A 19800-nucleotide genomic window follows, 5' to 3' on the forward strand; every position below is an offset into this window, starting at 1 on the left:
ATAACCAATCTCTTTAAAGTTCTTTTTCTAAAAGCACACAAGGAACGTTATTCTCATAAAATTCATCGGATACAATTTTATAATCTAATTCCTCATAGAATGAGGCAGCTGTTTGTTCAGAATGAATGGCGGCCTTAATGCAGCCTTTTTCACGTCCTATATCTTCCAAAGCTTGAATGATGGTTCGACCTAATTTCTGTCCACGATACTCTTTTAACGTTGCAATTCGTCCTATTCGAATAGTTTCGCTATCGAGTAATTCATATCTACCTGTAGAAACAGGCTTTTCAAGATCATACATGACGGCATAATCAATTGTTGAGATATCTAATTGGTCAAATTCTTCAGCAAGTTCCATTTGTCTTTCTAATACAAAAACAGACATCCGGACGTAAAAAGCACCTGCTTTATTCCAAATATCACTTCCAATATAAAGTTTCATTTTAGATTAAACCTCCTCTTATTTTGTAAGTTACTGCCAGTTTGTCAAATGTATAAATAGATGTCTATAAAAGAGATTGATTTCTTAGTCGTTATTCTTATATATAAAGGAACTAAAAAACAAGATAAAGATAAAAATAGCACGAGTTGCTTTTGCTGTTTTAGTAGTATTTTGTTTAATTTTAACCACAGTATTACCTAGACAGGATTTAGCGTTAGTTGATGAACCATAACTACTTACCTAAAAAATATTGATAAAAGTTATTTTAATTTAGTCTTCATTTAGACACTAAATAAGCAGCTTTTAATCAACAAGGTAGAAAGTTACTTGTTTTTATTAGGCAAATGGAGTAAAAAAGTGGAGTATAATGCCAATTACTCCAGCAAACAACATAATATAAATAGGATTTAATTTAAATTTCCTTAAGATAAATAAACAGAAAACAAATATCCCAACCGAAATCCAGCTTAAGTCCTCTATTTTAACTGGAAAGCTGTCTTTATTAAAAAATGCAGTTAATAAAATTGATAATCCGGCAGAAGCAATTAAAGCAACGACTGCTGGTCTTAGACCTTTAATGACACCTTGTACCATACTGATTCCTTTATACTTATAATAAAGAGTGGCTAAAGTTAATACAATAATAGCAGAAGGTGTCACACATCCTAAGGTAGCAACGATTGCCCCAGGTAGGCCAGCAACTTTTGTCCCAACAAATGTTGATGTATTAATGGCGATGGGACCAGGAGTCATTTGTGAGATTGTTAAAATATCGATAAATTCGGTTGAAGTTAGCCAAGGGTGAACCTCAAGAACTTGCTCTTGGATAAGTGGCAATGCAGCATAACCGCCACCAAAACTAAATAACCCAACTTGGAAAAAACTCCAAAATAATTGTAAGTAGATCAAATTAACTTTCCTCCTTTGTATTAAGAAGGTTTACGCGATAAGTAGTATAAGCACCGATTGCTCCAGAGATAAATAAAATCAAGACAATATTAACATTAAAAATCGCTGTCGCAATAAAAGCGAGGATCATCACGATAATAGGAAGCAATCTTTTATCCTTTACAATTGTCATTCCCATGTTAATCACAACGTCAACAATGACAGCAGCAACACCAGCTTGCATGCCAAACAACAAGGCATTAATAACGGCATTTTCACGAAAAGCGATATAAAAATAAGACACAAGAGTAATAATAAACAATGGAGGTAGAATTGTTCCTAAAGTTGTTAAGAGAGCACCGGGAATACCAGCCATTCTATAACCTATAATAATAGAAGCATTTACGGCAAGCGGCCCAGGAGCGGATTGGCCTATAGCAACTAAATCTAACATTTCTTCTTCCTCAATCCATTTTAAGTCTTTAACAAATCGCTTTTGCATCAAAGGGACGATTACGTATCCACCACCAAATGTAAAAGCACTTAATGTAAGTGTGGAAGAAAATAGAGTCCAATAAAACTTTTTATCTTTCTTCAATAAAACCCTCCTCAAAAAATTAGTCCTCTCTATTGTACATTATTTGTCTTAAAATAAAGACTAATTTGTAGCGAAAGAGTTAAGGAAATCTTTCTCAACCAGTTATCTTAAGATAAAAGTGTCGTTGGATTTGCAAATTTATTCAGAATACTGAATAATAAGAAGAAATGACGCTACTAATTTGATAAGAATAAAACAAGAGTAGAAAATATAAAGTAACTATATACTAAGGCGGTGAATTCATGCAAAAGAGAGAACTAAAATTTCCAGGGTTAGATGTGCGAATAGAAGAGGCACAAAAAGTACAATTGGAAATCTTAATAGAATTTGATCAAATCTGTAAAAAGCATGGGATACACTATCAACTATTCTCAGGAACATTAATTGGAGCAATTAGACATAACGGTTTCATTTCTTGGGATGACGACATAGATGTTTGCATGTTGAGAGAAGAATACGATCGGTTTTTAGCTATTAGTCCAAAAGAACTAGATGCAGCTTATTTTTTACAAAATTACCATACGGATGAAAATTTTCAATCGCAATATTCAAAAATAAGAAAAAATAAGACCCGCTATGTTGAGAATCTCGTGCAAGATGTTGAGATGCATCAAGGCTTTTTTATTGATGTTTTCCCATATGATCACGTGCGTCCTGGAACACTAAAAGGTAAGGCTCAAAGAATAGCAATAGATCAATTAAAATTAATGAATTATTGCCGAGTTATGAGAGTCAACAATAATGAAAAGAAGCCAGGTTTAAGGATAGCTAAAAAAGCAATGTATTATGTTTTAAAAGGAGTGCAAAAAAATAAGGTCGATCGATTGATAACAAAATTAGCGTGTATCTTTAATGAAAAAGACGAAGAATATGTTGGTGAATTAAGTATTTCAACAGGTAAAGATACTTATGACTCATTCGTTTTAAAAAAAGCATTCTTTTATGATTCGATTGATTGGGATTTTGAAGGATACACGTTTCCAGTACCAAGAGCATACGATGAAATTTTAACGAAAAATTACGGCAACTATATGGAAATGCCGCCTTTAAAAGAGCAAGCGCCTCATCATGGAATTATCGAAATTAACTTCAATACCCAAAAATAAACAGATAAGAAGGGAAGAAAAAATGGGGAATTCAAATGAGAAAGTATTAGATCAAACAGTTATTTCTGTTATCGCCGAGGTGATGACTATCGAACCAAGTGAGATAAAAAATATGACCTATCTAAAAAAGGGGATGACAAACGATTCATTTAAGTTTGAAGTCAAAGACAAAAGTTACATCATTCGTATTCCTGGCGCCGGTACAGATAAGTTGATTAGTCGATCAAACGAGTACGATGTGTATGAAGTGTTAAAAGGAAAGAAAATCAGTGATAACGTCGTTTACATCTCTAATGAAAGCGGCATCAAGATAACGGAGTTTTGGGAGACTGCAAGAGTAAGTGACCCCTTTGATCAAAACGATGTTCAACGATGTATGAAAAAACTAAGAGAATTTCATAATAGCAATTTAAAAGTTGCTCACACCTTTAATCCTTTTGAAGAAATCGAGTTTTACGAAAGCTTAAGACAAGGTAAACCATCCGTATTTGAAAATTATGTTGAAGTAAAGAAAAACGTGCTGTCCTTAGAAAAACTAGTCAATCAACTGCCGAAAAATTTTGTATTGGCTCACATCGATTCTGTTTCAGATAATTTTCTGTTTCTAGAAGATGACGTCTTTGTCATTGATTGGGAGTATGCTGCGATGCAAGATCCTCACTTTGACGTAGGAATGTTTGCTATTTATTCTATGTACAACAGAGAACAAACAGACTACTTAATCGATAGTTATTTTGCTGGTGAGTGCGCAGAGGAAACAAGAATCAAAATATATTGTTACATAGCGATAGGTGGATTACTTTGGAGCAACTGGTGTGAGTATAAGAGTGCTTTAGGAGTCGATTTTGGTGAATATGCACTAAAACAATTCGATTATGCGAAAGAATATTATTCTATTGTTGTAGATGAACTCCTTCCAAAAACTAATCTTACTTTGGAATAAGTAAGGCAACAGGGAGAGAATAAAATGAGTATAAACGATCAGGCATTACTTAAAGTTGAGAACGCTATTATTATGGCTGCAGGACTTTCTTCTCGATTTGCACCTATTTCTTATGAATACCCAAAATCATTGGTAAAAGTTAAAGGGCAAGTCTTAATTGAACGACAAATTCGTCAATTACAAGAAGCAGGAATTGAGGATATTACAATTGTAGTGGGTTTCAAAAAAAAACTATTTCAATATTTAGTAGAAGAATTTCAAGTTACATTAGTAGAAAACTCTGATTATGCTACTCGTAATAATCACTCAACGCTTTACGCGGTTAAAGAAAAATTAGGCAATACGTATATCTGTTCAGCAGATAATTATTTTACCCAAAACGTTTTTGAACCTTATGTTGAGAATGCTTATTACTCTTCTGTTTATGAAGAAGGAGAAACCGGTGAATGGTGTATCGAAACTGATGCAACGGGTCTGATAACAGATCTAAAGATAGGCGGTGAAAATAGTTGGGTAATGTTGGGACATGTCTTTTTTTCTAGTGTCTTTTCAAAAAGATTTGTAGCTATTTTAGAATCAGTCTATGATGAGCCAGAAACACCTCTTTTATTATGGGAAAGCATTTATCTCAACCATATCGATGAACTTACTCTCTACAGTCGTCACTATTCTAAAGAAATTATCTTTGAGTTTGACACACTAGATGAACTGAGAAAGTTCGATTCAGATTACATCGATTCAACTGGTTCAAAAATTCTAGAAGCCATTTCTAAACAAGTAAGCTGTAAAGAAAGCGACATCTTAAGGATTACTCCGATAAAAGAAAAAGATGTGACAACGGGCTTTAAGTGTTTGATAAAAAAAGAAAACTATTCTTATATTTACGAAACGAAGAAGTTAATAAAAGATAAAGAATGAAAAAATGTTTAGGAGAATGAACTATGGCTTATGGCTTATTAGCAGGTTTTTTTTGGGGATTGGATACCGTTATACTAGGTATTGCTTTAGTTATGTCACCGTTTGTATCGACTGAACAAGCTATTTTATTAGCACCCTTTATCAGCACGTTTATCCATGATGTGTGTTCTTCATTATGGATGCTGTTTTATATGGGAATTAAAAAAGAGTCGAAGAAAATATTTTCTGCATTAAAAACAAGAAGTGGAAAAATTATTGTGCTAGCAGCCTTGCTTGGTGGACCTATTGGAATGACAGGATATGTTTTATCAATAAACTATATTGGTGCAGCTTACACAGCGATTATATCGGCCTTATTTCCAGGAGTTGGGGCATTATTATCTTATATCTTTTTGAAAGAGAAAATGAAAGGTTATCAAATAGCAGGATTAACTGTCAGTATTTTAGGGGTAATAGCATTAGGCTATACACCTGGTGGCAGTGAAACGAATAATACGGTAATAGGATTCTTGTTTGCTTTTATGTGTGTTATCGGGTGGGCTTCAGAAGCGGTTATTATAGCTTACGGACTAAAGGCTCAAGAAATCAGTGACCACTTAGCTCTTCAAATAAGACAGTTAACCTCTGCTGTTTTTTATGGAGCGATTATCATACCGTTTGTTAGAGGTTGGTCGTTTACTTTATCACTAATTCCTACACAAACAACAGGGATTATCTTATTAGCGGCATTATTTGGTACAACCTCTTATTTATTTTATTACAAAGCGATTAACAAAATTGGTGCTTCTAAAGCGATGGCTTTAAATATTACCTATTGTGCTTGGTCGATTGTATTTGGAGCGGTTTTACTCAATGAAGAAATTTCATTGAGAAGTATTATTTGCGCATTGATTATTGTAGGCGGATCGATTACCGCAGCGGCAGATATGGGAGAAATGTTTAAATTTAAGGAAAAATCGTTTAGTTAATGAAATAGAATTAGTTTAAAATATTTTGAGAACGTATTCTTTGATTAAGCAATCAAAACTCGTTATATTAAGACTAATCGTCAATGAGTTTGACTCATACAAAATCAAATAGAGAAGAAAGGATTGATACAATGGATAAATTCATGGATAGAGCCGTTGAATTATCGTTAGAAAATGTTCGTAGTGGAGGAACACCTTTTGGAGCAGTACTAGTTAAAGATGGCGAGATTATCTCTGAAGGAGTAAACGAATTACACCATACTTATGACAGTAGTGGACATGCAGAAATGCTAGCAATACGCAGAGCACAAGCAGAACTTAAGACACTTGATTTATCAGATTATACGATGTACGCTAGTGGTGAACCTTGTCCAATGTGCTTATCAGTTATGTATATATCAGGAATTAAGAAAGGCTACTATTGTGCTTCAGTTGATGAAGCAGCAGAAGTTGGGATGAGTATTTCTAAAGAGATTTATGAAGATTTTAAAAAAGATCGAGCAGAACGTAAGCTAGTGATGAAGAATATGCCTCTAGAAGAAGCACAAGAAAACCCGATGGATTTATGGGTCGAAAAGAATAAAAACTAAATAAGAATGAACGAACCCAACAAACTATAAAAAGGTAGTGTAGTTTATTGGGTTTTTTTGTTGAAATTAAACTTAATAGACAAAACCAGTTCATTAAAATAGTTCGCTAAAGCTTACTATGTTATAATATTGTCTATCAGTTTAGTTTGAAATTAGCGATTATAAAAGTTTTAAACGGTATAAAAGATGCGTAAGTAAACTGAAATGAATACGATTTCCTTTAGAAAGGTGGCATACCATGAATAAGTTTACTCAATTAAGAGAGGATTATTTTAATGAAAATACCCTTCGTTCCTTTCCTACACTTTTTTTAGAAAAGTATAAAGAGGAACACTATTTTGATGAAAAAAAAGAGCAAATCTTAGACCACATCAAAGATAGCTTTGCATTAGACACAAAAAAAGAGCTAGTGGAGAAAGACCTGATTGGTTTATTGTCTTATTTAGGTCAAGACGAGTACTTAGATCGATATATTGTAAATAGTATTACCAAGAATTGTCACATGCTTACTGAAGAAGGTTTTGATAGAGAGGTACGCTATTATTTAGCTCAAAAAAATCCAAATGACTCAACGGTCTTTGCGCTAGTAGATAGCTGTATTGAATGCAATAGAAATGTATTGAATAAAGAGAGAATCACGAGCTTATTAATAAATCATTCAAAACAATTAGATATCTTTTCGATACTAATAGACTACCTTTATCATTTCAAAGTAGACGGATATGAAGCAATTATTTATGAATGGTTAAAAGAAGATTATCCAATAAATATCAAAATCCAACTAATTGATTTATTGATAGAACTTTATTCACTAGAAAATCTAAATTACAATGCAATAGAAGCATTATCACCTTTTCAAAAAAACAAAAAATTATTTAGCGATTATAAGACAATTCTTAATAAAGAAAAGGTAGTTAAAACGAATGGACTAACGATTTTACAATCGATGTTTTATGGCGATTTTGAGAACAGTGGTAAAGGAAATAATGGTGGGATAGCTGTATTTTTAAAAACATTAGGAAACGAGTTATCTGAATCAGACCAAATTTCACTAGTTGTGACATTAACCATTACAAATGAATGGTTAGACAACCAGTCAATAATGAATTATTATTCAGATAATCATCTCTTTATAAGAGCCCCTATTTATATTGATACAACAGATAAAGATCCTTTTTTAAAAAAAGAACGATTTATAAAAAGAGCCGTTGACCGGTTCCTTAAAAAAGTAGGAATTGAACCAGATATTTTCCACGTTCGTTATTTAGATAATGCCTCTAAAGCGATAGCGCTCTTAAGTAAAGAACGAGGAAAGAAATTTGTTTTTACATTGACACCGGATCCTCATAGAAATATGACCAACAAGGATGGGGCACTAAAAGTCTATCCTTTCAATGAGTATGTTCAAAAAATAAATAAAATTATGATAGGCGATGAACTTATTTCTGAAAGTGATCAAATAGTAGGAATAGGCAACTACAAAGTGAAAAAAGAATTAGAGTTGTACTTTCCCCAGTTAGTAAGAGAAGATAAAAAAGAGACCATCTGGATGATTAGTGAAGGTATACAAGCGGATAGCGCTTTTGAGAGTAAGAGTGAAAAAGTGAATCAGCCTAACGAATTAAAACAGATTGAGTTTAAAAAAGGTTTCTTTGATAAACCAATTATTCTAAATGTTGGAAGATTAGAACAGCAAAAAGCGCAAGACGAATTATTAAAAGCTTGGGGAAATTCGAGTATTTCTGAGGTATACAACTTATTGGTAATTGGTGGAGATTTAGAAAACCCTAGTAAAGATGAAAAGAAGATGCTGCATTCGTTCGAAGAGTATTTTTCTGATCATTCACAGCTAAGAGACTATTTTCATCATATTGGTGCACTATCAAATGAAAATATACGGCTAATTGAGAAAAAAATTATGCAACATCAAAAACAGTATCCGCAAATTTATCTTTGTTCTAGTAAAAAAGAAGAATTTGGAATAGCTATTTTAGAAGCTTTATCACAAAAATTCTTAGTATTAGGACCTGAAAGAGGTGGCGTAAAAAGTTATATAGAAAGCGGCACCAATGGTTTTCTAATTGATACGACGAATTGGCAAACTATTTTTGAGGAAACAAAAATGATTATTGAAAATTTGAAAAATAATCCAGTAGTCTTTGAGGGAATTCAATCAGCTGGAGAAAAAACGGTTAAAGAACGATTCTCTATGGAAAAAATAGCTAAAGAGTTTCTGTCGTTTTATTTATCTTTAAAAAGGAGCAAAGTAAATGAATACTAATCATATCTTTTTTATTAGTCCCCCGTTTTATTCTCATTTCACTCCTCTTTTAGTCCTTGCAAAGAGCTTTAAAAAGCTTGGAAAAGATGTAACATTTGGCTGCAGCACGGAGTTTAAACAACAAGTAGAGCAAGCTAACTTAACTTTTTATGAAATTGATATTAGTAAAAACAAAAATGTTGGAAAAGCTGAAGTAACAGACCAACCGGATTCAGAGAAAGATCGATTAGACGGATTTTTTGAAGCTACACGAAAAGGTGCGGTCGAGACACTCATTACACAATCAAAACATCGAAAAAAAGACATGCTTTATAAACCAGAAGAACTTATCTCGAAAATAAAAGCAATTGATCAATCGCTTATAATTGATTTATATGTAGTTGATATTCTTTCTTATGGCGTTACGTTGGGATTGTATGTATTAGATTTGCCATTTGTAACATTTTGTCCACCGCACCCAAGAACGATTCCATCAGAAAACGAGCAGTATGGTGTTCCTAATAATTGGCCAAGTTCCATACCGGTTGACAATAGGCAACTGGAAGAGCTAAGACAGGTTTCAGAAAATACGCAAAAAGAATTTACAATGATTTTTAATGCGATGCTAGAAGACAATAAGAGCCATCGTGATAAGGTAGAAAATGCCTTTAGTTTAGTTTCAGATAAAGCTATTTTATATAATTACTTTGATTTTGATGCAATTGAAGACAAGCAGCAACAACCAAATAAAATTTTTATGGGCAATTGTTTTGAAGAGGAATCACTAAATGAAGAGTGGTCAAAAAAGGTAAATACCAAAGAGACTAAAATTTTAATTACATTAGGTACTTTTTTATCTAATCGAGTAGATGTTCTGGAGAAGCTGATAAAAGGTGTTGAAAAACATAATCCCACAGCTCTATTAATTGTTTCAGCTGGAAGCAATGCTGAAAAATTAAAACAATACCGTTCTTCTTCTGTAATCATCGAAGAGTTTATTCCTCAAAAGGCTTTGATGCCTTATATGGATAATGTTATTTTTCATGGCGGTTGTAATACGTTTACTGAAGCACTGTATTATGGTAAGCCAATGATTATTTTACCCTTTTCAAGTGACCAATTTAATATTGCCTATGATTGTGAAAAAAAACGACTAGCAGAGATATTAAATCCCAATACCTTTACAGAAGAGGATTTAGTAACAGCTCTTTCAAAAGTAGCTGCACAATCAATTAAAGAATTGACCTATTGGAGTGAGATTTCTAAAAAAAGAGGACCTGATTATGCTGTTAAACAGTTATTAGGAGACGACTAAAAAGATAATATGTAACTAAATAAACTAGCGAAAGCTAACCAAACATATACGATAGGAGCGAATCTAGTGAGAAATTTTTTTATGAAAAGAGATGAACCAATTAATAGAAGTAAGTACGATGTAGACGGGGTTCCCCTTTTAAGAGAAGCTGTTCCATTGGGCTTACAACATATTTTCGCTATGTTTTTGAGCAATATAGCCGTTCCAATCATTGTAGCAAAAGTAGTCGGTATCTCAGGAAGAGACCTGACCGTATTAGTACAAAGTGCAATGATTATGGCTGGAGTAGCCACACTAATTCAATGTTACCCAATTTGGAGAGTTGGGGCTAAACTTCCAGTAGTGATGGGAAGTAGTTTTGGATTCTTGCCAACAAATATCTCTATTGCAAGTGGCTACGGGATTTCTGGCTTATTAGGCGCAACATTTGTTGGCGGACTTTTTTGTGCAGGACTAGGTTTTTTCATTACACCACTAAGACGCTTTTTTCCAAAAGTTGTAACAGGAACTGTTGTATTGACAATAGGCCTATCTTTATTGCCGACTGGAATAATAGCAATGGCTGGTGGAAGTGGCTCGCCAACATTTGGCTCTGGAAAAAATTGGTTGGTCTCGCTATTTGTGATGTCTTTGGTTTTACTTTTAAATCAATTTGCAAAAGGAATGGCCAAAACGTCTTCTATTCTAATTGCTATTATGATTGGCTATGTACTGGCATTATTCTTAAATATGGTAGAGTTTGGAGCTATTAATAAAGCATCTTGGTTCTCATTGCCTCAACCATTTTACTTTCCATTAGTCTTTAAATGGGGAGCAATAGCACCAATGTTAATTATGTTTGTTGTCACTGCTGTAGAAACCGTCGGAGATGTCACGGCGATAACAATGGGCGGATCAGATAGAGAACCGACAGATAGGGAGTTATCTGGATCAATCTTAGCAAACGGGATAACGTCTTCTTTAGGAGCCATGTTCAACTCTCTGGCAAACACGTCTTTTAGTCAAAACGTTGGAATGATTTCATTTACTAAAATGATGAGTCGCTATATTGTTGCTGTTGGTTCAGTCTTTTTAATCGCAGCCGGTCTGATTCCTAAATTTGGGGCAATATTATCTACTTTACCTCAAGCTGTTATTGGTGGTGCTTCTATTATTATCTTTTCTCAAATCACATTAACAGGGATCAGTATTTTAACATCAGAGCCTTTAACGGATCGTTCAAAAGTAATTATTGGCCTTTCGTTAGTATTTGGTCTAGGATTAACCCAAGTTCCAGGTGCAATGGTTGCTTTACCAAGCTTCTTAGCAACATTATTTGGAGGGTCAGCTATTGTGATTGCATGTCTAGTTGCATTAAGTTTAAATATTATTTTACCTAAAGAACAAACAAGCTCTCAAAAGTAAGAGCGCTAGCGTATTGAATAGTACTTTAAAAGAAGAAAAGGGGTTTGCCTGTTTTTATTTGTAGGAATGAATAAAAATGTACAAACCTTTTTTCTTTCTTTTTGTTAGAGAATTACTTATACTGAACTAAGCGCTAGAAGGAAAGTAGGAGATAAAATGGTTGAAAAGTATGATTATATCGCTATCGGTGGCGGAAGTGGCGGGATAGCTTCTATTAATCGTGCAGGAATGCATGGTGCTAAAGGTTTACTGATTGAGGGAAATGTTATTGGTGGAACATGCGTTAATGTAGGATGCGTTCCTAAAAAAATTATGTGGCACGGAGCTCAAATGATGGATGAAATGAATTTATATGCTCCTGATTATGGCATTGATATTCCTACTAAAAAGTTGAACTTTTCTAAGTTGGTTAAAAATAGAGAAACCTTTATTGAAAGATTGCACGGGAGCTACAAGAGTGGGCTAGATAGCAATAATGTTGATTTACTAAATGGGTATGCTAAGTTTTTAGATAACCAAACAGTTGAAGTAAATGGGAAAAGATACACCGCAGATCATATTTTAATTGCAACAGGTGGAAAGCCAGAATTCCCAGCGATTCCAGGGGCTGAATATGGTATAGACTCAGATGGCTTTTTTGAATTAACCGAATTACCTGAGCGAGTAGCTATTGTAGGAGCAGGATATATTGCGGTTGAATTAGCGGGTGTATTACACGGCTTAGGCTCCGATACACATTTATTTGTTCGTCAACACGCTCCTTTACGTAATTTTGATTCTATTATTGTTGAAGGACTACTCGAGACAATAGAACGTGAAGGTGCTAAATTACACACCTATGCGACGCCTAAAAAAGTTGAGGAAAATGAAAATGGCAGTTTAACTCTTCACTTAGAGGATGGAACAACCCATGAAACAGATACGATTATTTGGGCAATAGGACGTGAGCCTAATACTCAAAATTTGAACTTATCTTTAACAGATGTAAAAGTGAATGAGGGTGGATACATTCGAGTTGATGAGTTTCAAAATACGACGGCTAAAGGGATTTATGCGGTTGGGGATGTAACCGGTCGTATCGAATTAACGCCAGTTGCTATTGCAGCAGGAAGACAATTATCTGAGCGTTTGTTCAATCATAAACCGTTAGCGCATTTAGATTTTGATAATGTTCCAACAGTTGTTTTCAGTCATCCGCCAATTGGAACAGTGGGTATGACTGAAGAACAAGCAATTGATAAGTTTGGTGTAGCACAAATAAAAACTTACGAAACGCGTTTTACAGCTATGCATAGTTCAATTACCAAAAATAGACAAAAGACGTATATGAAACTAGTGTGTTGTGGACCTGAAGAAAAAGTTGTTGGTTTACATGGAATGGGAGCAGGGATGGATGAAATGTTGCAAGGTTTCGCTGTTGCTATCAAAATGGGAGCAACTAAAGCAGATTTTGATGCTACAGTAGCGATTCACCCAACTGGTGCTGAAGAGTTTGTGACAATGAAATAAGTTGTTTAACAAAAAATAAGCATAAAAATAAAAAATCTCCAATCACAAAGCCCGTTAGGATTTGTGATTGGAGATTTTTTTATTGAATTTATTTTTATTCTTCAACTAGTTCGATACTTACACCATAGTGATCTGAAATAACAGGATAATTTAGTCCGTTGAAAATAACTTGAGATTGTTTAACAGGAATCGCTTTATTTACAAAAATAAAATCTAGCCGCAGCTTTTCTTTGTTATTAGACCAACCATCTATATTGCTTTCAACAGTATCTCCAACATCTTGTTTAGTTGCCAACAAAAAAGTATCAAACCATTCTTTGCTAACTAAGTCATATCCTTCATCCGTTGACTGTGAAGGGTTGTTGAAGTCTCCCATTAAATAAATAGGGCCAGTTAATGTTTTAAAAAAGGTAGAGCATACAGCCCATTGATCTTTAAACGTATCCTCTTCGTCATGCCACCAACCCAAATGAAGATTAACATACCAGCTGTTTTTAACTTGTATGCTAACTATCGAACGGGTTTTATGATTAGTATACGCTAAGCTTTTAGAAGCGTGAAATGTCTTGATTTCTTGAATAGGATCAAGACTTAAAAAGGCTAAGCCTTCATCGTAAATATCGTATCCAATATGAGAGGGCTGCCACGTCCAATGGTAGGTTAATCCCATCTGTTCTAGTTTCTGTTGAACTTGGTAAGCAAAGTTATCTCTTTTAATTTGGATGGCAGAATCAGCAGGGTAATAGGTAGAGGTATTTGATAAATCGATTGCAGATTCATTCATCGATTGATTAACCTCTTGAAAAGCTATGATATCAAATTGATTTGACAAAATAGCCTCAACCAGGAGGCTTAATTTTGTCTGTGGTTGTTCTTCTAACCAACTATGTGTGTTTAATGTTAAGAGTTTCAATACCTTATATCCCTAAGGCATCTTGAATATCTGATTTTAAAACGTCTGCTTTTGGTCCATAAACAGCTTGGATTCCTTGACCTTTTTTAATTAGTCCTAAAGCACCAGCTTTTTTCCAAGCAGCTTCATCAGCAACTAAATCAGGATCTTTTACACTAATGCGAAGACGAGTCATACAAGCGTCAACGTCTGTAATATTTGATGGACCACCTAACAAGGCAATAATATCTGTAACTTGTTTTGATGCTGCTTCAACTTTTCCAGAGTTACTTGAAACGCTATCTACTTCTTCATCAGTAATAGATGCTTCGTCAATATAATTTCCTAAGCGTCCTGGAGTAGCAATTTTAAAACGACCAATCATGTAATAAGAAATAAAGTAAGCAATAGCAAAGAACGCGATACTACTTAATACAAAGTTAACAACATCCCATGCTAAACCGGCGTTAAGAGACATTGGAATACGAGTTAAGAACTCTAGGTTCCCGAATGAGTGAACACGTAATGGAATAATGTCAGCTAATGCAAATGAAAATCCTTGGATAACAGCATAGACAACATAAAGTAAAGGTGCAGCGAACATGAACATAAATTCAAGTGGCTCAGTTACACCGGTTAAGAAAACAGCAATAGCAGCAGAAAAGAAAATAGATTTATATTTTCTACGTTTTTCTACATCTGTTCTACGGTACATAGCAAAAGCTACACCCATAAGTGTTCCAGTTGCTCCAATCATTTGACCAACTTTGAAACGAGCAGGAGTAATACCTGTCAATAGAGCTTGATAAGCACTGGTATCACCAGATTCTTTTAAATTTACTAAATCACTAACCCAAGCTAACCAAAGTGGATCTTGACCAAATACTTGAGTTCCTACATTTGCACCAGTTAAAATAGTGTACGTTCCACCTAGAGCAGTGTAGTTAATTGGAATTGTTAACATGTGGTGCAATCCGAATGGCAACAATAAGCGCTCTAATGTTCCATAGACAAATGGAGCTAGTATAGGTGCAGTGTCAGCGGAAGTAGCAATCCATTGACCAAAGTTATTGATTCCCGTTTGAATGATTGGCCAAAAAATAGCTAATACTAGAGAAACAAGGACAGACCATAAGATAACAACAAATGGTACAAAGCGTTTTCCGTTGAAGAATGAAAGTGCTTCAGGTAATTTACGATAATTATAATATTTATTAAAGACAACTGCTCCGACAAAACCAGAAATAATTCCTACAAATACGCCCATGTTTAGAGCGGGTGAACCTAGTACAGAAGTGAAGTAACCATTTACTAAAATTTCTGAACCGAATAATGTTTTAGTTGTTGCACCTTCTGTTAATAACATATCAGAAGAAACGCCAAAAATAGAACCAGTAGTTACGTTAATTAAAATAAAAGCTAAAATAGCGGCAAAAGCTCCACCAGCACGTTCTTTAGCCCAAGAACCACCAATAGCTACAGCGAATAGAATATGTAAATTTCCTATTACACCCCATCCTAAACTTTCCATCACACTTCCGATAACAGACAATAACTGAATGTCCCCACCGAACATAACAATCATTTTACCGATACTGATCATTAAACCAGCTGCAGGCATAACAGCGATAACAACCATTAAAGCTTTACCTAGTTTTTGCCAAAAATCAAATGAGAATGTTTTCTTCATTACTTGTTCCAACTCCTTATAGTTTGTTCGTTAACTGCGTCTGCGCAAACGCTTGCTCTTAGTATAGTCAGATACTAAATAAAATGCAAGCGATTTCTTTAATGAAAAAACCTGTTAACGGTAACAGAATCAATAAAAAACGATTATAAGACATTCTACTATGACGAAACTATAAATATTTACCCTAAAATACAAATAAAATGAATTTGACAACGCAAACGTTTGCGTTTAAGATGATAATATAAATTTAACTAGCTGATAAAAACAAACAGCTCAAGGAGGAACCAAATCAATGAAACGTTTATTCGAATTAGATGAATGGAAAGTACAAACACATATGTTGGAGAAAAAAGACCGACGTTTACAGGAAAGTCTAATGAGTATTGGAAATGGCTATATGGGTATGCGGGGTAATTTTGAAGAAACCTATTCAGGTGATCACCATCAAGGAAGTTATCTTGCGGGAGTTTGGTATCCTGATAAGACACGTGTTGGTTGGTGGAAAAACGGATATCCTGAATACTTTGGTAAAGTAATCAATTCGATGAACTTTATTAAATTGGATATTTATATAGATGGAGAACGAGTAGATTTGTACGAAGATTCTATCTCAGAATTTGAGCTGTCTTTAGATATGCAAAAAGGGATTTTATCGCGTAGCTACATAGCCGAAAAATTGGGCAGTCGCATTCATGTTGAAGTCGAAAGATTCGTCAGTTTAGCTCAAAAAGAACTTTGTGCTATTCGTATGAAAGTGACTAGTTTGACTGGAGAAGTAACAATTGGTTTTGCGCCGGCTTTAGATGGAAATGTAGTAAATGAAGATTCAAATTACGAAGAAAAATTTTGGCTACCAATTTCTATTACAGAAAATAGTCTAACCGTTGAAACCAAACCAAATGACTTTGAAATAGAGCAATTTACTGTAGCTGCAAAGATGCTGAACCGCGTCGAAAACGTTGAATATGTTCGCTCTAGTACGACAGATATGTCTGTTGTCCAAGAATATTCTGGGAAATTAAAAGCTAATGAGTCAGCAACGATTGAAAAATTAATTACTTTAACAACTTCTCGTGATAGTTTGAAAGAGGAAGTTACAAAAAAAAGTATGCAAATAAGTGAATCTGTTGCAGCGTTCTCATTTGAACAGTTGCGTCAACAACAGGTAAGTCTTTGGCAAGAACGTTGGGATAAAGCTGATGTTATTATAGGTGGAGATCGTGCAGCGCAACAAGGCATTCGATATAATTTATTTCAACTGTTTTCAACGTACTACGGGGAAGATGATCGTTTAAATATCGGTCCTAAAGGTTTTACCGGTGAAAAATACGGTGGAGCAACTTATTGGGATACAGAAGCGTATGCCATTCCGTTGTATTTAGCACTGACAGATCAAAAAGTCTCAAAGAATTTATTGAATTATCGCCACAATCAGTTGCCTCAAGCAGAACACAATGCGCGTCAACAAGGTTTGAAGGGTGCACTCTATCCGATGGTGACATTTACAGGCGTAGAGTGCCACAATGAATGGGAAATTACGTTTGAAGAAATTCACCGCAATGGAGCAATGGCTTATGCGATTTATAATTATACGAATTATACGGGTGATGAAAGCTATTTAATGGATAAAGGACTAGATGTTTTAGTAGGCATCAGTCGGTTTTGGGCTGATCGCGTTCACTACAATCAAGATAAAGACCAATACATGATGCATGGCGTAACCGGTCCTAATGAATATGAGAATAATGTGAATAATAATTGGTATACGAATAAAATTGCTATTTGGACGTTAAACTACACGTTGGCTTCATTAGAAAAAGCAGAAAATAAAAAAAGAACTTTAAATATAAGGAAAGAAGAAAGCAAGAAATGGCAAGCTATTATCGATAAAATGTACTTTCCCTATGATGAAAAAAGAGAGATTTTTGTCCAACACGATACATTTTTGGATAAAGAGCTTCGCCCTGTTTCAGAATTAGATCCAGCAGAATTGCCTTTAAGCCAGAATTGGTCTTGGGATAAAATTCTACGTTCACCTTATATCAAACAAGCAGATGTGCTACAAGGAATCTATTTCTTTAAAGAAGAATTTACAGCAGCAGAAAAGCAACGTAACTTTGATTTTTATGAACCATTAACCGTTCACGAATCTAGTCTTTCACCGAGTATCCATGCTATTTTAGCAGCTGATTTACAAAAGGTAGCTAAGGCCGTTGAATTGTATAGCCAAACCGCTCGTTTGGACTTAGATAATTACAACAATGATACAGAAGATGGGTTACACATTACATCGATGACAGGTAGTTGGCTGACAATTGTGGAAGGCTTTGCTGGTATGCGTACAGCAGGAGGAAAACTATCGTTTGCACCGCTATTACCTGATAACTGGACGAATTATGAATTCCATATTAATTACCGCGAACGTTTATTGAAAATGACAATAGATAATACTATTAATGGATTAACCGTTACTCTCGTTAAGGGTTCACCGATTGAATTAACACTGTACGAGGAACAAATTCTATTAAAAGATGAGTACAACGGATCTTTGAAAAAATAAAATAAGAAATAGTGTGAAAAGGGGAGATAAAAGTGAAGGCTGTATTATTTGATTTAGATGGAATTATCACAGACACAGCAGGCTACCATTTTTTAGCTTGGAAGACTTTAGCTGAAAAATTAGGAATTGAAATAGATAAAGAATTTAACGAACAATTAAAAGGAGTGAGTCGTACAGATTCACTCGAACTAATTTTAAAAAAAGGCCAATTAAAAAATGAATTCACACTAGCTGAAAAAGAAGCATTAGCCGCTAGTAAAAATGAAGAGTATAAACAAATGATCGAACAAATGAGTTCTGCTGATATTTTACCAGGTATTGAATCATTATTAGTTGACTTAAAAAATGACCATCGTTTACTAGGATTAGCATCTGCCAGTCAAAATGGACCAGTTATTTTAAAAAAATTAGGATTGTATGACTTATTCGATACGATTGTAAATCCAGCTGAGCTATCCGCTGGCAAACCTGATCCTGAAATTTTCCAAAAAGCTGCTGAACAATTGGGCTGTTCTGTTAGTGAATGTGTTGGGATTGAAGATGCAGCAGCAGGTGTTGAGTCCATTAATCGCGCAAATATAGTTTCAATTGCTGTTGGCGATAAAGAGGTCTTAAGTGCTGCAGATAAAGTTGTAATAGCGACAAACGAACTAACGGCAGACTTAATAAAGAGGATTTGGACTGAATGCCATGAAATTAATTAAGCGGCATTATGGTTGGATAGAAGATCAAGAAATTATCGAATATCACTTAGTCAATAATCAAGGAGCCGTATTTAAATGCTTAAATTATGGAGCTATTGTTACAGCTATTTTGGTTCCTGACAAAAATAGAAGCCTAGAAAATGTCGTGCTTGGTTTTGACCGGCTATCGGATTACCTTGCCTACCCTTCTTATTTTGGTGCGTTAATCGGACGAGTTGCCGGAAGAATTCGAAAGGGTCAATGGTTAGATCATCAACTAACACTAAATGAAGGAAAGCATCACATTCACGGTGGAGAACCAAATTTCAGTCATCTTGTTTGGGAAACGAAAGAAATAACAAACCAAACGGATAAATTAGGAATACAATTCAGTCATCATAGCCCAGCTGGCGAAAACGGTTATCCTGGTAACCTAATTGTAACAGTAACCTATTTCTGGACAAATAATCATACATGGATAATGAATGTAGAAGCTCAAACAGATGAACAAACGCTATTCAATCCAACTAATCACACCTATTTTAATTTAAGTGGAGATACTAAACGCACAATAGAAACTCATCAACTTCAGATGTCTAGCGAGGTTTATGCTGAAACAGATGACGAAAAATATCCCACGGGTCGTCTACTAGCAGTTGAGGATACTGTCTATGATTTCAGAGAGCCAACTTCATTGCGAAAAGCTTTGAACAAAAATCCTAAGGGATATGATACACCATTTAAGTTGCAAGAAGGCAAAGTAGTGTTAAACGAACAAGAGAGCGGTCGAAGACTGGAAATTAAAACAACACGAGAGTCTGTTGTTGTGTTTTCTACAACTGGAATGGAAGAAGATTATTTTATTAATGGTAAAAAAATGTGCAGTCATCTAGGACTAGCATTAGAGACGCAAGAATTGCCTGATGCGGTTCATCATGAGCATTTTCAATCCATTATTCTTGAGCCTAATAAACCCCATTCTTCTCAAACAAGTTATCATTTTTCTGTTTAAAGAAACTTGTCAGTCTACAGAT

At 34.7% G+C, this 19800-nt stretch carries 16 protein-coding genes and 1 pseudogene; 12 read left to right on the forward strand and 5 right to left on the reverse strand.

The annotated features are described in order from the left end of the window. Positions 1 to 13: 13 nt before the first annotated feature. The 3 genes from B9Y54_RS06455 to B9Y54_RS06465 all read right to left on the reverse strand — a co-directional run bounded on the left by B9Y54_RS06455 (position 14) and on the right by B9Y54_RS06465 (position 1928). Positions 14 to 442, reverse strand: coding sequence for a GNAT family N-acetyltransferase (locus tag B9Y54_RS06455; RefSeq protein ID WP_085559505.1), 429 nt, complete (start codon positions 440 to 442; stop codon positions 14 to 16). A gap of 336 nt (positions 443 to 778) precedes the next feature. Further along, positions 779 to 1351, reverse strand: a complete 573-nt coding sequence (locus tag B9Y54_RS06460) for a chromate transporter (protein WP_085559506.1) — start codon at positions 1349 to 1351, stop codon at positions 779 to 781. A 1-nt stretch (position 1352) separates the two neighbouring features. Further along, positions 1353 to 1928, reverse strand: a complete 576-nt coding sequence (locus tag B9Y54_RS06465; RefSeq protein WP_085559507.1) for a chromate transporter — start codon at positions 1926 to 1928, stop codon at positions 1353 to 1355. Between the two features lie 242 nt (positions 1929 to 2170). Between B9Y54_RS06465 and B9Y54_RS06470 the strand changes: the two genes are divergently transcribed. The 9 genes from B9Y54_RS06470 (at position 2171) to gorA (ending at position 12941) form a co-directional block, all read left to right on the forward strand. Next, positions 2171 to 3034 (forward strand): LicD family protein, encoded by an 864-nt coding sequence (locus B9Y54_RS06470; RefSeq protein WP_085559508.1) that lies wholly within the window; start codon positions 2171 to 2173, stop codon positions 3032 to 3034. 22 nt (positions 3035 to 3056) lie between these two features. Continuing rightward, on the forward strand, positions 3057 to 3977 hold the full coding sequence (locus B9Y54_RS06475) for a choline/ethanolamine kinase family protein (RefSeq protein WP_159446064.1): 921 nt from the start codon (positions 3057 to 3059) through the stop codon (positions 3975 to 3977). A 24-nt stretch (positions 3978 to 4001) separates the two neighbouring features. Then, a complete protein-coding gene (locus B9Y54_RS06480; RefSeq protein WP_085559510.1) occupies positions 4002 to 4895 on the forward strand; it encodes an NTP transferase domain-containing protein in 894 nt (297 codons plus the stop codon). Positions 4896 to 4918: 23 nt separating this feature from the next. Beyond that, positions 4919 to 5863: a DMT family transporter gene (locus B9Y54_RS06485; protein WP_085559511.1), complete on the forward strand. Its 945-nt coding sequence runs from the start codon at positions 4919 to 4921 to the stop codon at positions 5861 to 5863. Between the two features lie 83 nt (positions 5864 to 5946). Continuing rightward, on the forward strand, positions 5947 to 6453 hold the full coding sequence (locus B9Y54_RS06490) for a nucleoside deaminase (protein ID WP_200805361.1): 507 nt from the start codon (positions 5947 to 5949) through the stop codon (positions 6451 to 6453). 238 nt (positions 6454 to 6691) lie between these two features. Then, complete coding sequence (locus tag B9Y54_RS06495; RefSeq protein WP_085559512.1) at positions 6692 to 8734, forward strand: glycosyltransferase family 4 protein; 2043 nt, start codon at positions 6692 to 6694, stop codon at positions 8732 to 8734. Beyond that, a complete protein-coding gene (locus tag B9Y54_RS06500) occupies positions 8724 to 10028 on the forward strand; it encodes a glycosyltransferase (protein ID WP_085559513.1) in 1305 nt (434 codons plus the stop codon). Before B9Y54_RS06495 ends, B9Y54_RS06500 begins: the two co-directional genes overlap by 11 nt. A 66-nt stretch (positions 10029 to 10094) precedes the next feature. Next, positions 10095 to 11432 (forward strand): uracil-xanthine permease family protein, encoded by a 1338-nt coding sequence (locus B9Y54_RS06505; protein ID WP_234987853.1) that lies wholly within the window; start codon positions 10095 to 10097, stop codon positions 11430 to 11432. A 156-nt stretch (positions 11433 to 11588) separates the two neighbouring features. Beyond that, positions 11589 to 12941 (forward strand): glutathione-disulfide reductase, encoded by a 1353-nt coding sequence (gene gorA / locus B9Y54_RS06510; protein ID WP_085559514.1) that lies wholly within the window; start codon positions 11589 to 11591, stop codon positions 12939 to 12941. Positions 12942 to 13035: 94 nt separating this feature from the next. On the opposite strand, the gene B9Y54_RS06515 is transcribed toward gorA, so the two are convergent. Continuing rightward, entirely contained in the window at positions 13036 to 13854 is an 819-nt protein-coding gene (locus B9Y54_RS06515) for an endonuclease/exonuclease/phosphatase family protein (protein ID WP_085559515.1), read from the reverse strand. Between the two features lie 13 nt (positions 13855 to 13867). After that, positions 13868 to 15523: pseudogene (locus tag B9Y54_RS06520) on the reverse strand (PTS transporter subunit IIBC); the annotation flags it as partial. A 292-nt stretch (positions 15524 to 15815) separates the two neighbouring features. On the opposite strand from B9Y54_RS06520, the gene B9Y54_RS06525 reads away from it, so the two are divergent. From B9Y54_RS06525 to B9Y54_RS06535, 3 genes are read left to right on the forward strand one after another with little or no spacing between them, the layout of a single operon-like run. Further along, positions 15816 to 18083, forward strand: a complete 2268-nt coding sequence (locus B9Y54_RS06525; protein WP_085559517.1) for a glycoside hydrolase family 65 protein — start codon at positions 15816 to 15818, stop codon at positions 18081 to 18083. 32 nt (positions 18084 to 18115) lie between these two features. Next, positions 18116 to 18787 (forward strand): beta-phosphoglucomutase, encoded by a 672-nt coding sequence (gene pgmB, locus B9Y54_RS06530; protein WP_085559518.1) that lies wholly within the window; start codon positions 18116 to 18118, stop codon positions 18785 to 18787. Continuing rightward, positions 18774 to 19778, forward strand: coding sequence for an aldose epimerase family protein (locus tag B9Y54_RS06535; protein ID WP_085559519.1), 1005 nt, complete (start codon positions 18774 to 18776; stop codon positions 19776 to 19778). Before pgmB ends, B9Y54_RS06535 begins: the two co-directional genes overlap by 14 nt. Positions 19779 to 19800 lie beyond the last annotated feature (22 nt).

This window comes from Carnobacterium iners (genome assembly GCF_900177385.1).
Taxonomy (GTDB): Bacteria; Bacillota; Bacilli; order Lactobacillales; family Carnobacteriaceae; genus Carnobacterium_A; species Carnobacterium_A iners.